Source organism: Streptomonospora mangrovi (assembly GCF_027604915.1).
Lineage (GTDB): Bacteria > Actinomycetota > Actinomycetes > Streptosporangiales > Streptosporangiaceae > Streptomonospora > Streptomonospora mangrovi.
Genome location: NZ_JAJAQC010000039.1, coordinates 17198 through 31954, shown reverse-complemented (window position 1 = coordinate 31954; position 14757 = coordinate 17198). Strand labels below are relative to the sequence as shown.

10 protein-coding genes are annotated in these 14757 nt (G+C 77.0%); 4 read left to right on the top strand and 6 right to left on the bottom strand.

From position 1 onward, the window contains the following. Window positions 1–2: 2 nt before the first annotated feature. Window positions 3–1490 carry a DUF7059 domain-containing protein gene (locus LG943_RS20205; protein WP_270073893.1) on the top strand — a complete coding sequence of 496 codons (1488 nt, stop codon included), beginning with the start codon at window positions 3–5 and terminating at the stop codon, window positions 1488–1490. 115 nt (window positions 1491–1605) lie between these two features. Here the strand turns inward: LG943_RS20205 and LG943_RS20200 are convergent, their stop codons facing one another. The 5 genes from LG943_RS20200 to LG943_RS20180 all read right to left on the bottom strand — a co-directional run bounded on the left by LG943_RS20200 (window position 1606) and on the right by LG943_RS20180 (window position 8730). Then, a complete protein-coding gene (locus tag LG943_RS20200; RefSeq protein WP_270073892.1) occupies window positions 1606–4701 on the bottom strand; it encodes an ATP-binding protein in 3096 nt (1031 codons plus the stop codon). A 285-nt stretch (window positions 4702–4986) separates the two neighbouring features. Beyond that, window positions 4987–5652: an AIM24 family protein gene (locus LG943_RS20195; protein WP_270073930.1), complete on the bottom strand. Its 666-nt coding sequence runs from the start codon at window positions 5650–5652 to the stop codon at window positions 4987–4989. 177 nt (window positions 5653–5829) lie between these two features. After that, on the bottom strand, window positions 5830–6600 hold the full coding sequence (locus LG943_RS20190) for a DUF3027 domain-containing protein (RefSeq protein WP_270073891.1): 771 nt from the start codon (window positions 6598–6600) through the stop codon (window positions 5830–5832). A 220-nt stretch (window positions 6601–6820) separates the two neighbouring features. Then, window positions 6821–7204 (bottom strand): cold-shock protein, encoded by a 384-nt coding sequence (locus tag LG943_RS20185; protein WP_270073890.1) that lies wholly within the window; start codon window positions 7202–7204, stop codon window positions 6821–6823. Between the two features lie 674 nt (window positions 7205–7878). After that, window positions 7879–8730 carry a hypothetical protein gene (locus LG943_RS20180; RefSeq protein WP_270073889.1) on the bottom strand — a complete coding sequence of 284 codons (852 nt, stop codon included), beginning with the start codon at window positions 8728–8730 and terminating at the stop codon, window positions 7879–7881. A gap of 585 nt (window positions 8731–9315) precedes the next feature. Here LG943_RS20180 and LG943_RS20175 point away from each other — a divergent pair. The 3 genes from LG943_RS20175 to LG943_RS20165 all read left to right on the top strand — a co-directional run bounded on the left by LG943_RS20175 (window position 9316) and on the right by LG943_RS20165 (window position 13241). Next, window positions 9316–9696: a hypothetical protein gene (locus LG943_RS20175; protein ID WP_270073888.1), complete on the top strand. Its 381-nt coding sequence runs from the start codon at window positions 9316–9318 to the stop codon at window positions 9694–9696. Between the two features lie 552 nt (window positions 9697–10248). Beyond that, entirely contained in the window at window positions 10249–12732 is a 2484-nt protein-coding gene (locus LG943_RS20170; protein WP_270073887.1) for a helicase-associated domain-containing protein, read from the top strand. Continuing rightward, complete coding sequence (locus LG943_RS20165) at window positions 12729–13241, top strand: hypothetical protein (protein ID WP_270073886.1); 513 nt, start codon at window positions 12729–12731, stop codon at window positions 13239–13241. The genes LG943_RS20170 and LG943_RS20165 overlap by 4 nt, the downstream gene beginning before the upstream one ends. A 96-nt stretch (window positions 13242–13337) precedes the next feature. Here LG943_RS20165 and LG943_RS20160 read toward each other — a convergent pair whose 3' ends face one another. Beyond that, a complete protein-coding gene (locus tag LG943_RS20160) occupies window positions 13338–14480 on the bottom strand; it encodes an epoxide hydrolase family protein (RefSeq protein ID WP_270073885.1) in 1143 nt (380 codons plus the stop codon). Window positions 14481–14757 lie beyond the last annotated feature (277 nt).

Below are 14757 nucleotides of genomic sequence, written 5' to 3'. Positions count from 1 at the left end.
GCGTGTCTGATACGTTCCGCCCGTTTCCGCCCGCGCTCGCCGACCGGTTGCGCAAGACGTTGATCGACGCCGACTACACCGTCTCGGGCGTGCGCGACCGCCTCGGCGACATGGCGGCGCGGGCGCTGGCGCGCGAGCAGCTCACCCCCGCCCTGCGCGCCACCGGCGGCGAGGAGCGGCTGGGCCTGCTGCTGCGGCTGTGGTGGCTGCGCGAACCGGTGGCCGCCGACGCGGCGGCGGCGATCCTGCCGGTGGCCGAACTCGCCGAGACCGGGCTGGTCTCGGTGCACGGCGACACCGTGCGGGCGCTGGTGCGGCTCTCGCCCTGGGAGATGGACGGCGGCCGCCCCGGGTTCGTGGTCTCCGACCCCACGGTGCGCCCCGGCCAGGGGGTCCCGCGCCCCGACCACGTGGTGGGCGCCGGCGGGGCCTCGGCCACGCTGTCCCAGCTCATCGTGGACGGCCCGTTCGACCGCGCGCTGGACATCGGCACCGGCTGCGGCGTGCAGTCGCTGCACCTGGCCTCGCGCGCCGCCGACGTCACCGCCACCGACGTCAACCCCCGCGCCCTGCGCCTGGCCGAGATCAGCTGGGCGCTGTCGGAGGTGCCCAACGTGCGCGCCCGCGAGGGCTCGATGTACGAGCCGGTCGCCGGGGAGCGCTTCGACCTGATCGTGTGCAACCCGCCGTTCGTGATCTCGCCCGGGTCGGCGCACTACACCTACCGGGAGTCCGACTTCGCCGGCGACGCGGTGTGCGCCGAACTCGTCCGCCAGGCGCCCGCGCACCTCACCGACGGCGGCTGGTGCCAGATCCTGGCGAACTGGCTGCACGTGGAGGGCGAGGACTGGCGCGACCGGGTCGGCGAGTGGGTGACGGGCACGGGCTGCTCGGGCTGGGTGGTGCAGCGCGACGTCCAGGACCCCGCCGAGTACGTGGAGCTGTGGCTGCGCGACTCCTGCGAGACCGGCAGCCCGGAGTACTACCGCCGCTACGACGCGTGGCTGGACTACTTCGAGCGCGCGGCCGTGCGCGCCATCGGGTTCGGCTGGATCTGTCTGCGCAACGACGCCGCCCAGGACGCGGCGGTGCGGGTCGAGGAGTTCCGGCACGAGATCGAGCAGCCGGTCGGGCGCTACCTGCCCGACGTGGTCAACGGCGCCATGACCGCGCACCGGCTCACCGACGCCGCGCTGCTGAGCGCGCACGTGGCGCTGGCGCCGGGCGTGGTCGAGGAGCGGATCGCCGTGCCGGGCGCGCCCGACCCCGAGCGGATCCTGCTGCGCCAGCGCGGCGGCCTGCGGCGGGTGGCCCAGGTCGGCACGATCGAGGCGGCGCTGGCCGGGGTGTGCGACGGCACGATGCCGGTGGGGCCGCTGCTGGACGCGATCGCCGAGCTGATCGACCGCGACCCCGCCGAGGTGCGCCGGCGCACGCCCGACGTGCTGCGCTCGCTGATCGCCGAGGGGTTCTTCCGCGTCGCCCGCTGAGGCCCGCGGACGCGCGGCCCCACCGGCGGCGCGGACCGCACGCGCCGGCCGGGCGCAGCGCACGGCACACCGCGGGGCGACTCGCCCGCCGCTCGGCCGGGCGCCCCGCGCCCCGCTAGTCGAGGTCGGCCTCGGCCAGCAGCACCGGCAGGGAGTCGGGGTCGCGCAGCACCGCCGCCACCAGGTGGCGGTCGGCCCAGCGGTCGGCGATCCGGCACAGCGCCCGCGCCAGGCCCTCGGGGGTGGAGGCGTGGGCGGTGGTGCCCTCGCAGAACCACTCGGTGGGGGTGTCGTCGACGGTCAGTTCGTCGTGGTGGACGTAGGTGTGGGCGCCGGTGTCGACCAGCGCGCCGACCTCGGGGGGCACCGGGCGGACCTCGCCGATGGAGGTGATGCGGCCCTCGACCTCCTCGCTGGCCAGGGCGAGGTCGAGCACGTCGGCCAGCGCCGGCGCCGCCCAGGCGGGCGCCAGCACGAGCGGGCGGTCGGCCAGCAGCGGCAGGAGTTCGGGGAGGTCGACCACCACGGTGTCCTCGGGGTCGGCCAGCACGATCGCGCCGCCGCGCAGCGCGCGCACCCGCTCGGGCGGGGCGACGCGGTCGGCGTCGACCTCGGCCAGCGCGGTCCACAGCACCCGCAGCATCCGGCGCGCGACGTGGCGGTCGGGGTCGGCCATGCGCTCCAGGAGGTCGTCGGGGCCGTCGGGGTCGGCGAGGAGGTCGGCCAGGGTGGAGCGCACGCCCAGCGCGGCGGCGAGGTAGGGGTCCAGCCCCTCGGGGGCGGGGTCGTAGAGGTCGGCGAGCACGGGTTCGGCGTCGGCGGTGCGCAGCTCGGTGGGGCGGCGTCCGGCCAGGACCGCGCCGGTGCGCAGCCACCAGGCGGTGTAGGGCGGGACGTCGGCCACCCGGCCGCCGCCGCCCAGCACCCGCGCGGGCGTGGTGACGGTGTCGCGCAGCAGCGGCCCCGACAGCAGCTCCAGTGCCTGGGGCCAGCGGTCGTCGCGCACGAACTCCAGGTCGGCGACCGCCACGAACTCGGTGACCACGGGCGGGAGGTCGGGGTCGCCCAGCCGTTCGGCGACGTCCTCGGCCCACTCCTCCAGGCCGTCCAATCCCTCCAGGCGGGGGTCGCGGGCGAGGTCGGCGGAATCGGCGCCCAGGGTGAGGTCGGCGGCGCGGACCACCGCGAAGGAGTCGAGCACCCCCACCAGGCCCAGCACGGCGGCGCCGTGGCGTTCGACCAGGTCGTCGGCGACCACGCCGAAGGGGGCGTCGGCGACGAAGATGTCGCGCAGCGGGCTGGTGGGCAGCAGCAGCTCGCCGGCGACGGAGTAGCCGCCTTCGTCGTCGCGCAGGGCGAGTTCGGCCAGCCACGGGGAGTCGGCTGCGGCGGTGCCGGCCATGGCCACCAGTTCCAGCACGGGCGCGGCGACGAGGTCGGGGTCGTCGGCGTCGAGGGAGTTCTCGACCGCCGCGCGGGTGCGGGGGTCGGCCAGGATGGCGGCGGGTCCGGCCTCGACCGCGCCGAGCCGGTCCAGCAGGGGGTCGGCGGCCTCGGGGTGGACGATGCGCAGGCCCAGCGGCGCCAGGGCGGCGAAGTCGAGGCCGTCGCCGAAGTCGTCGGCGGCGGGCACCAGCAGCCCGCGCGGGCCGCGCACGAGCCGGCCGTCGACCAGCGGCACCGGCAGGGCGCCCAGCTCGCCGAGGTCGGCGCCGCGCTGCCCGGCGGCGCGCAGGGCGGCGTACAGGCCGGCCCACCAGGCGGGGTCGCGGTCGAGGTCGGCCAGCAGGTCGGCGAGTTCGGCCAGGCCCAGGCGGCGCACCCGCAGTTGGGCCAGCGCGGGGTGGCGGGGGTTGAGGTCGCCGGGCAGGGCGGTGGCGACCAGGCCCGCCAGGGCGGCCACGACCTCGGGGCCGCCGTCGAGGAGCACGGCGTCGCGGGGGCGCACGGGGTCGCCCCCGGCGGTGGTCAGGAACGGGGTCTCGACCAGCGGCTTGGCCACGGCGGCGCGGAAGCGGGCGTCGAACTCGCCCTGGCCGGGCAGCGCCGGCGGCACGAGGTCGAGCGCGGACCGGGGCTCCACCCGGCACAGAAGTTCGCAGTAGCCCGCGGCGGCCTCGGTGATCAGCGCCTCGGCCACGGGGCCGGCGGCCACGCGGCGGCGGTCGGCGCCCAGCGGGAAGGTGCCCACCAGCAGCGCGGGCACGGCCAGGCGGTCGTCGGTGGGGGTGGGGGCGTGGACGACGTCGGCCACGCCGGCGGGCAGCGCCGCGGCGGCGCCCTCGGGGGTGACGGGCACCGCCCAGGTGAGGCTCCAGTCGAGGCGGGCGCGCTCCTCGGTGGGGCGGTCGGCCAGCAGCGCGGGGTCGAACCGGCCGGCGCGGGTGGCGGTGCGCCAGCGCACGGTGTCGGTGCGGGCGGGGTCGGCGGCGCCCTGGGGGTCGAGGTGGGCCACGCGGGTCACGACGTCGCCCTCGGGCGCGGGTTCGCGGGTGAGCACGCGTTCGCCGGCGGGGGTGGCCACCCGGATCTCGGCCAGTCCGGGCAGCGCCAGCAGCAGCGCGGGGCCGGTGTCATCGAGCAGGGCGCGCAGGCGGTCGGCGGACTCGGGGTCGCGGGCGGTCAGCGCGACCTCGGTGGTGTAGCCGGCCGGGGGGCGGGCGTCGGCGGGGAAGGGCAGCCGCAGCACCGGCAGGTGGCGGTCGCGCCGCTCCAGTTCGGCGGCCAGGCCGGGCGCGCGGCCGGGCTCCAGGAGTTCGGTGCGCAGGGTGTCGCGGGCGAGGTCGGCGCTCCAGCGCACCGCGCCGTCGGCCGAGGCGACGGTGATGTCGTCGCTGTAGGCGGCCACGGCGGCGAACCCGACCCCGAAGCGGCCGGTGGCACCCGGCGCGGAGTCGTCGCGCTTGGCCGAGGCGCGCAGGGTGGACAGGGATTCGACGCCGGCGGGGGTGAGGGGCGCGCCGGTGTTGGCGGCGGTGAGGCGGTCGCCGCGCAGTTCCAGCCGCAGGCGGCCGGGTTCGCCGGCGCGCAGGGCGGCGTCGGCGGCGTTCTGCGCGAGTTCGACCACCACGCGGTCGCGGTAGCCGCCGAGGGCGAAGTCCTCTTCGGCGTTGGCGTCCTCGCGGAACCGCGCGGGGGCGTCGGCCCAGCCGGCGAGGACGCGCCGCCGCAGTTCGGCCGTGCCGAACGGGTCGGTGTGCGTTTGGGCCATGGTGACTCCTCCACGTCGGTGCTGCACTACGGTACGCGACCCCGGTGACGTTCTCGGAGGGGTTCGCGAAACGCGCTGGGCGCCGCCGGGGGGCGGTCGCCGTGCGCGGGCGCAAGGCGAATGATGCCGTGTTCGGCGGCGGTCGGACAGGGGAGTCGCCCGGCTGGGGATCACGTCGCTGCCGGGCGGCCCGGCGGGCGCCCGCGCCGCCCGGCGCGCCCGCCCGGGAGCGGGGGCGCGGTGCCGGGGACGGGCGCGCGGTGCCGGGCGCGGGGGCGGTGCGGGTCAGGCGGTGGCCTGCGCCGGCGGGACGCCCTCGGACGCCTGGACCAGGACGAACCCCTGGCCCTCGAACGCCAGTTGGAACGCCTCGCCGCTGCCGCGCCCGATCAGCGCGCCGGCCTTAACGGTGCGGCGCATGCCGGTGCGCAGCGACGCCGCCCAGGCGACGGCGGCCTGGGGGTCCACGAAGGTGGGCTGGTCGACGTTGAGCAGCACGGGGGTGCCGTGGCAGGCCACGGCGATGCGCCCGGTGCCGGTGAACACGGTGTTGAACAGGCCGCCCGAGATCAGGCCGGCGCCCTCGACGCGGCGGATGTCCCACTCCAGGCCGGGCTCGAACGCGAGGACGTTCTCGCCGTTGACCGTGATGGAGTCGCCCTCCAGGTCGATGACGTGGATCTCCCAGGCGTCGCGGGCGAAGAACACGTCGCCGCGCCCGGAGACGGTCATCAGGGGGACGCCCTCGCCCGACAGCGACTTCTTGAGGAGCTTGGTGATGCTGCCCGCCCCCTTGTAGGCGAAGTCGATGTCGCCCTGGTAGGCCACCATGGACCCCTGGCGCGCGTAGACCTCGCCGTCGAGGCCCACCCGCAGCATCCGGGGGTTCTGGAGGGCCATGCCCCGGTGCTGGGTCTCCCGCATCTGCTCGCTGAACAGCTCGCTGCGCAACGTCACCCGCTCCTCTCGTGCCCGGCCGCGCTCGCGGACCGGCGTGGTGGTTCCCGGCGCGCCCGGGGATCGGGCGCGCGGGGATAGGACCCGGCCGGACCCCCGTGAGGTTCCGGCCGGGTGGGCGGGCGGGCCGGAGGGCGCGGTGCGCGGCGTCCGGCGGCGGCCGGGCCGGGCTCAGCCCTCCGAGGAGACGAGTTCCAGCTCGGTGGTGTCGTCGAAGACGATGTGGTCGTAGCCCATCTCGTCGACGACCGGCCGCATCGGCGGCTGGGTGGTGGCGGCGGCGGGCTGGGCGGCCTCGGAGTGCGCGCCGCAGCCGTGGTCGAGCGAGACGACCCGGCCGTCGTCGGGGGCGAACTCGTTGGTGCACACCCCGAACATCCGGCGGAACTCCCCGGCCAGCGGGGTCATGAACCCGCAGGTGGCGCACTGGGCGGGGGCCGCGCTGGCGATGGGGCTGCGCGGCCCGGCCTCGCCGTTGTACCAGCGCTCGGCGGCGGCCTCGCGGCCGGCCTCGGAGAGCACGCGCGGGCGGCCGAGGCCGAGTTCCCAGACCATCTGCTGGTCGACGCCGTCCTCGGCGAGTTCGTCGTCGGGGACCTGGGCGTAGCCCGGCATCAGGCGGTCGTCGTCCTCGGAGCTGGGCAGGAGGTCGCCCACGCCGAGGTCGCCGGGGCGCAGCCGCTCCTTCCACGGCACCCATTCGGGGGCGAGCAGGGCCTCGCCGCCGGGCAGCAGGACGGCCTCGTTGACCGTGACCTTCTTGGCGCGCGAGGCGCGCGCCACGGTCACGGCGTAGTGCCAGCCCTTGTAGGCGGGATCGAGGCAGGCGAAGAGGTGGGTGACGACGCGGTCACCCTCGACGTGGGCGGAGAGGTGCTCGCCCACCCACTCCGAGCGGGCGATCTCGACGGCCGCGGCGCGGGCGAGGTCGACCGCCTCCATGCATGCCTTGTCTGGTGCGGGAGAACGACGGCTTGGACTCACGATTTCATTTTCGCTGATAACGGGCACCGACATGACCACCACACCGATCGATAGTCGACCGTTACGTCGCAGGCGGCGGGGGTTGTGCCCGGCTGTCCGGAGCGGATGTGGCGGGAGTCACGTCCGCGGAGGGGCGCCGGGGCGCCGGTGGGCGCCCCGGCCGGGGTGGGCGCGGGCCTCACGCCTCAAGGTCGTCGGCGAGGATCCGCAGCACCTGGGCGATCTTGGCGGCCTCGCGGCGCTCGGGGTGCTTGCCGCGGCGGTAGGTGCCGGAGACGCCGTCCAGGAGCTTGATGAGGTCCTCGACCAGCACGACCATCTCGTCGGGGTTCTTGCGCTGGGCCTTGGCCACCGAGCGGGGGGCGTCGAGCAGGCGGACCTGGAGCGCCTGCGCCCCCTTGCGGCCCTCGACGACGCCGAACTCCACGCGCTGGCCCGATCGGAGCGGTTCGGCGCCGTCGGGCAGCGCGGAGGAGTGCACGAAGACCTCACCGCCGTCGTCGCGGGTGAGAAAGCCGAAACCCTTGTCGCTGTCGTACCACTTGACCTTGCCGGTGGGCACGGGTGACCTCACGCTCTCGCCGTCGTTGGAGTGGCCCTATCTTCCCATAGGACCCTTTTCAGGCTAGTGCGCCGCGTTCCCGGCGGGCGAGCGATTTCCGCGGTGAAATCCCGTGTGCCAGGGCGTTCCCGCACGGTCGGCGGCGGCCGCTACCGGCCACCGTGAAGGGGTGTGAACGGGGGGCCGAGAGGGCGCCCGGGATCGCCGGCGGGAGGCCGCCGCGCGGAGGACCGGGCGGCCAGGTCGGGAGGGGCCGGGGCGCGGGCGGCCGGGTGCGGGCCGGGGCAGCCAGACGCGGGGAGCGGATACGGGGAGCGGATACGGGGAGCGGCAGGGCGCGGGGCGGCGGGGCGCCGCGGGCAAAGGCGCGACGGGTGGGGGCGGCGAACGGATGAGGGGTCCGGACGCGGATCTCCGGACCCCTCGATCGGCGGTGCCCCCGATACCGCTGGTTGCGGAGTATTGGGACGGGACCCGGCGGAACCGGTGACCGCCGCCGACCCGGACGGCGCACTGTGTCCGTCACGGGCACAACGCCGCCAGCGCGGCCGATAGCGGTACGAACCCGCATCGGCACGCAGGTCCATGATTACCCGGCAGGTAGCTCGTCACTCGTAGGAAAACGCAGGTCAACGCCGATATTCCGGAGAATTGGCGAACGACTGACCGTGCGTTCAGCGGTCGCCCAGCCGGGCCAGGCGCACGGCCAGGTAGCAGCCGCAGCAGACCGCCGCCAGCCGCAGGCCGACGACGCCGGTGGCGGCCAGCGACTCCGCGATGACCTGGTCGATGTAGACCGCGTCGCCGCGCCACAGGGACATGCCCACGAGCGTGGCGGTGAGGGGCAGGCACAGGCCGACCGCCTTGTCGCGGCCCGACCACGCGCGGCTGAGCGCGACGATGGCGGCGCCGACCGGCCAGACGGGCGTAGCGGCCCCCACGATCCCGCTGAGCAGGTAGAGGATGACGGCCAGCACCTCGGGAGGGTGGCGGCGCAGCGGCGCGAGGGACAGGGCGGGCAGTCGCGCGGCGGCCGCGCGGGCGCCTCCGGCGCCGTGGGCACCGCCCGCGCGGGCGCGGCGCGCGCGGCGGGCGGCGGCCGGGTCGGGTCCGCCGCGCCAGGGCGGCGGCGGGCGGTGGGGCCGGTTGGGCAGGCGGGACGCGGAGGCGGCGGGGGCGGCGGAACCGGTGGCATCGGCGGCACGACCGTCGGCGTCGCCCTCCGCGTCCGCTCGGGTCCCGTTCGCCCCGGATTCGGACACCGGACGCACGGTCGGCGTCGCGGAGGCGGCGGACGCGGCGGAGTCGAGTTCGCGGGCCACCAGGTCGGCGGGGCGGCCGAAGCCGCGCAGCACGCGGACCACGTCCTCGTAGGTCTCGGCGTGGGCGTCGGCGCAGGCGCGCAGGATCCGCCGGCGGAGTTCACCGAGGTAGGCGGCGCGCCGCCGCGAGGGAAGGACGCCGTAGGCGGCGTCCCCGACCCGCGACACGTACTGGAGCACCAGTTGCTCGGCCCGCTCGGTCATAGGTCCCCATGGTGCCGCAAGATCGGGCGCCGCCGTAGGGCCGCCCGCACGGTCCGGGCCGCCGCCCCCGTTGCGGACAGCCGGGCGATCCCCAACCCGCGACCGAAAGTAGCAGCGAAGTGACGCTGCGGAGTGTATAGATGGAGGCCCGCCTCATACCGGCCCGCACGTGGGCACGCCGCGTCGGCGCCTCGTACGCCGCACCGCAGGCGGTCCCACCGGAACCCGGTGCCCGTCCCCGCGACACACGCCGGTGAAGGACACCCCGAACCGGTGGGGCGCACGGCACCGTTCGTGGGGCCGTGGGCCGCACAGGCCGCCGGTCGTCGGCCGTGGACCGCGCCGGTCGCCGGACGGGCTGGTCGGCGACCGCGCTCGCCGGGACAGCCGGTCAGCGGCCGCACGGGCCATCGGCCGCCGGTCGTCGGCCGCGTGCCGGGTGGCCGCGTGCGTGCCGAGTGCGTGCCGAGCGGCACTGAGGCGCGGCCGGGCGTCCCACGCGGGCGGCCGGTCGGGGGACACGACCGACCCCGCCGCACGGCACCCGAGCCCGTGCGGCGGCTTTCCGCCACACCAGGAGGCAGCATGCGCGCCCGTACCCGCATCACAACCCTGATCGGCGCGGCCCTGACCGCCGCCGCCCTCACCGCCCCGGCCCCGGCGGCCGCCCAGCCCACCGAGCCCGCCCAGGGAGCGGCGCCGACCGAGTCCGCCGGAGCGTCGTCCGGAACCCTGGAGACCTACGCGCTGCCCGGCCTGGGCTACGAGAGCTTCAACCTGGCCGACGGCTGCCACACCTTCGACGCCCCGCGCATCATCAGCTTCAGCGACGCCGAGCCGATCGCCGTCTACGCCTTCTACAGCGGCGCCGACTGCACCGGCAACCCCCTGGGCTCCGGCCGCGACGACACCCAGTGGATTCCCCCGCTCCAGGGTGCCCGCTCGGTGCGCATCGACTTCGAGTAGCCCGGGCGCCCACCCCGCACCCACACGGCTTCGGCGCCCCGGCCGACGTGCCCCGCACGCCGCCCGGGGCGCCGGTCGCCACCCGGCCCGCCCCGGTGGCACCGATGGGCGCCGAGCCGAGCCCCCGCCGCCCCGTCTCCCCCAGCCACCCGCCCCGAGAGCCGATGACCGCGCACCCGGACCGCTCGCCGCCGTCGCCGCCTCAACCAACCGCCGCGCTGAGCGGTGGCCGCACGCCCGAACCCGCGCCTCACCCCGGTGCCCTCCTCGCCGCCTCCGCCATCCGCCCCGCCGGGCGGCGGCAGCGCACCCGACCCACCCGCCGGCCTCGCTGCCCCGTCACCACCCCGGCCATCGACTCCGCTCGCCGATGGCCGCGCGCCCGAACCCACCTCCCTCCTCGGCGCCACCACGGCCGCCCACCGCCCCATCCCCTCCCGCACACAACCGGCCGTCGCCCGCGCGCCGGATGCCAGGGCATTTCACCGCGCCTTTTCCACAGGGGGTGGATCGGGCCTCCGCCGGGGTGGGGGATCGCATAGCGTTGAGAAAATGACCGACCACGCCGATCCGGGACCCGGTGGCACCAGCGGGCGTCCCCCGACCTTCACCTCCTGGCTGCGGCAGCGGTCCGACTCCGAACTCGCCGCGCTCTTCGCCTACCGGCCCGACCTCGTCACCCCCGTGCCCGCCGACATCGGCGCGCTCGCCGCGCGGGCCACCGCGCGGCCGGCCGTCCTGCGCGTGCTCGACCGGCTCGACCGGTTCACGCTGTGCGTGCTGGAGGGCCTGGTCGCGCTGGGCGACGACCGCATGGCCTCGGGCCCCGGCGTCCACCCCGACCGGCTCGCGACGGCGGTGCCCGCGCCCGCCGAACGCGTCGGCGAGGCAGCGGCCGACCTCCTGTCCCTCGCGCTGGTCTGGCGCGACGGCGACCTCCTGCGCCCCGTCACCGTGCTGCGCGACATCCTGCGCACCCCCGCCGGCCTGGGCCCGCCGCTGCGCGCCCTGCTGGGCGAGCGCCCGGCCGAACGCCTCAACACCGTCGCCGCCGACCTCGGCCTGCCCACCGGCTACGCCCAGGGCGACCCCGCCGACCGGATCGCCGCCGCGCACGCCGAGCCCGGCCGGCTGGACCGCCTCCTCGCCCTCGCCGGCGACGACGCCCGCCCCGTGCTCGACCGCCTCACCTGGGGACCGCCCCAGGGCACCGTCTCCGGCGCCGACCGCCCCACCGGCCTCGCCTCGGCCGCCTCGCCCATCGACCGGCTGCTCGCCCTCGCGCTGCTGGTCCCCGTGGGCGCCGACACCGTCGCGCTGCCCCGCGAGGTCGCCCTGCACCTGCGCGGCGGCCGCCTGTTCCAGGATGTCCCGGCCGACCCCCCGCCGCTCACCGGCGCCGCCGCCGACCCCGCCGCCGCCATGCGGGCCGCCGCCGGCCAGGTCTTCACCGTCCTGCGCTCCGTCGAGGAGCTGCTGGAGCGCTGGTCGGAGGACCCGCCCGGGGTGCTGCGCAGCGGCGGCCTGGGCACCCGCGACCTCCGCCGCGCCGCCCGCGACCTCGACACCGACGACACCGGCGCCGCCGTGCTCATCGAGACCGCGCACGCCGCCGGCCTGCTCGCCGCCAGCGGCGAGGTCGACGGCGAGTGGCTGCCCACCCCCGACTTCGACCTGTGGCGGCGGATCCCCGGCGAGCGCCGCTGGCTGCGGCTGGCCGAGGCGTGGCTGCGCTCGCCCCGCGTCGCCTCCCTCAACGGCACCCGCGACCCCCGGGGCCGCCCCCGCACCATCCTCGGCCCCGGCCTGGACCGCCGCTCGGCGCCCGAGGTCCGCATGGACGCCCTGCTGGCGCTGGCCGCCGCCCCCGAGGGCACGGCCCCCGCCCCCGAGGCGGTCGCCGCCCGGCTGGCCTGGCTCCGGCCCCGCCGCCAGGGCACCGCCTACACCGAACTCCTCGACACCGCGCTGCGCGAGGCCGCGCTGCTGGGCCTGACCGGCGCCGGCGCGCTGGCCCCGCACGCCCGCGCCCTGCTGGAGGAAGCCGGCACCGAGGACACCCCCCTCGCCGAACGCGACAAGACCCGCGCGGGCGAACTCCTGGCCGCCGAACTCCCCAAGCCGCTGGACCGCATCCTGGTGCAGGGCGACCTCACGGCGGTGGCGCCCGGCCCCCTCGTGCCCGACCTCGCGCGCGAACTGGCGCTGTCGGCCGATGTGGAGTCCACCGGCGGCGCCACCGTCTACCGGTTCAGCGCCGACTCCGTGCGCCGCGCCCTCGACGCCGGGCGCGGCGCCGACGACCTGATCGCGATGCTGGAGCGCCACTCCGCCACCGACCTCCCCCAGCCCCTGCGCTACCTGGTGGCCGACGTCGCCCGGCGGCACGGCCGGCTGCGCATCGGCACCGCCTCCAGCTACCTGCGCTGCGACGAGCCCTCCGTGCTGGACGAACTGCACAGCGACCGGCGCGCCGCCGACCTCGGGCTGTTCCGCCTGGCCCCCACCGTGCTCGCCTCGCGCACGATGCGGCCGGTGCTCATGACCCGCCTGGCCGAACTCGGCTACCACCCGGTGGCCGAGGCCGCCGACGGCACCGTGCAGCTCACCCGCCCCGAGGCGCGCCGCGCCGACCCCCGCACCGCGCCGCCGCCGGGGCGCGACCTGGAGGAGCCCGCGCCGCCCGGGCCGGAACTGCGCATGGCGGCGGTGCGGGCGGTGCGCGCGGGCGACGAGGCCGCCACCGCCCGGCGCCACCCGGTCCCCGCCCCCGACTCCGCCCCGCCGCGCTCCTCCACGGCCGCGACCATGAGCGTGCTGTCCCAGGCCGCCGCCGAGGGCCGCCGGGTCTGGATCGGCTACCTGGACTCCGACGGCCGCGCCAGCAGCCGCATCGTGGAACCCGCCCGGGTGGAGGGCGGCTTCCTCACCGCCTACGACGCCACCCGCGCGGCGGTGCACCGCTTCGCCGTGCACCGCATCACCGGGGTGGCCGACCTCGACTCCCCCGCCGACCCCCCGAAGGAGGGCGCGTGACCTCCGCCGACCGCCCCGCCGCTCCCCCGCCGACCGCGCCGGGACCCACACCCGCGCCCGCCTCGCCCGCCTCGCCCGCGAGACCGATCCGCACCCTGGCCGCCGTGGCGGCCACCGCCCTGGTCTGCCTGCCGGCGGGGGTAGTGATCGGCATGGGCGACCTCCCGGTGGTCGACCTGAACCTGTTCACCGAGGAGGTGCAGCGGCTCTCCTCCGCCGACGCCGGGGTGCGCTACGACCCCGACACCCCCGGCTCCGGTGCCGACCCCATGCCGGTGGAGGCCGTGCTGCTGCGCCACCCCGTGATCGGCGGCGACGACTACACGCTGCGCCTGGGCCACGACGCCGACTCCTACTTCCACGAGGTCCGGCCGCCCGTGGGCACCGGCAACGACGGCGCCCCCGTCCGCATCGACCGCGTCGACTGGGGCGCCGACCGGATCACCGTGACGTTCACCAGCGGCTACCGCCTGGGCGTGGACACCGAGCAGGTCACCGGCCTGCGCTGAGGCGCCCTCGCCCCGGCTGCGAGTCGCCGCCTGTGCGCCCCGGCGGCCGGACCGCCCGCCGGGAGCGCCGAGGAGGCGGGGCCGGGCGAAGCTGGTTCAACCGACCTTGGCGAAGAACGCCCGCAGGTCGGCCGCGTAGGGTCCGGGCGACTCCATGGTGACGAAGTGGTGCCGCCCCGGGTTGTCCTCGGGCCAGTGCACGACGTCGTTGCGCAGTTCGGCCAGCCGGCGGATCCCGGGCGGACCCGAGTAGACCCCGGTGGGCACGTGCCGCTGCCCCTCGGGCCAGGCCGACTCCTCGGTGTCGTACATCGGCCACGACGACGTCCCGGCCGTCCGGGTGAACCAGTACAGCGACACGTTGGCGAGGAACAGGTCGCGGTCGATCACGTCGGTGAACGCCCCCTCGGCGACGTGGAACTCCTGGAACTTGTGCGCCATCCAGGCCAGCAGGGCGACCGGCGAGTCGGCCCACCCGTAGTCGAACGTCTGCGGCCCCCGGCGCAGCAGGGCGTGGTGGTCCAGGCCGCCGGCGGACCACTTCCGCATCCCCTCGTAGTGGGCCAGTTCCTCGGGGGTCATGCCGGGGACGTCGGCCTCGGTGGGGAACCCGAGCCCGGCGGTGATGTAGACGCCGGAGACGCGGCCGGGGTCGGCCTGGGCCACGGCGGGCGCGATGTAGGCGCCCAGGTCTCCGCCCTGCACCCCGTAGCGGTCGTAGCCCAGCGCCCGCATGAGCCGCGCCCACAGCCCACCGGTGCGGGCCGTCGACCAGCCGGCGGCCGAGGGCGCCGCCGAGTAGCCGTAGCCGGGCGCCGAGGGCACCACGACGTGGAACGCGCGGGCCGGGTCGGCGCCGTGGGCGCGGGGGTCGGTGAGGTGGCCGATGAGGGGCAGGAACTCCACGAGGGAGTTGGGCCACCCGTGGTTGAGCAGCAACGGCACGGCACCGGGTTCGGGCGAGCGCACGTGCGCGAAGTGCAGCGCCTGGCCGTCGACGTCGGCGGTGAACTGGGGAAGGGCGTTCAGGGCGCGCTCCTGGCGCCGCCAGTCGAAGCCGGTGCGCCAGTGGTCGGCCAACTCCCGCAGGAACGGCAGCGGCACGCCCCGCTCCCAGCCCCCGCCCGGAAGCTCCCGGGGCCACCGCACGCGCCCCAGCCGCTCCCGGAGGTCGTCCAGGTCGGCTTGGGGCACCTCGATCGCGAAGGGGCGGATGGCGGTGGTGGTGTCCGAGCCCATGGCTGCTCCTCTGCTGGTGTACCGGTGGCGCCTGCCGCCCCCGGATCCGGCCGGTCGGAGGCGGTACGCCCCTCTCGCCGACACCAGGACGGTAGGAGCAGACGCGGAACATTCCGTTCCTCGATCGCCGAATGGATGCGGGGACTCCGCCGAGGGAACGCGCGCGCCACCCCGCCGGGGCCGCCACCGCACCGCCACAGACCGGGCGCCGCCCCGGTGCGGTCCGGCGCGGTGCGCCACCCCGCCGGGGTCGCCACCGCACCGCCACAGACCGGGC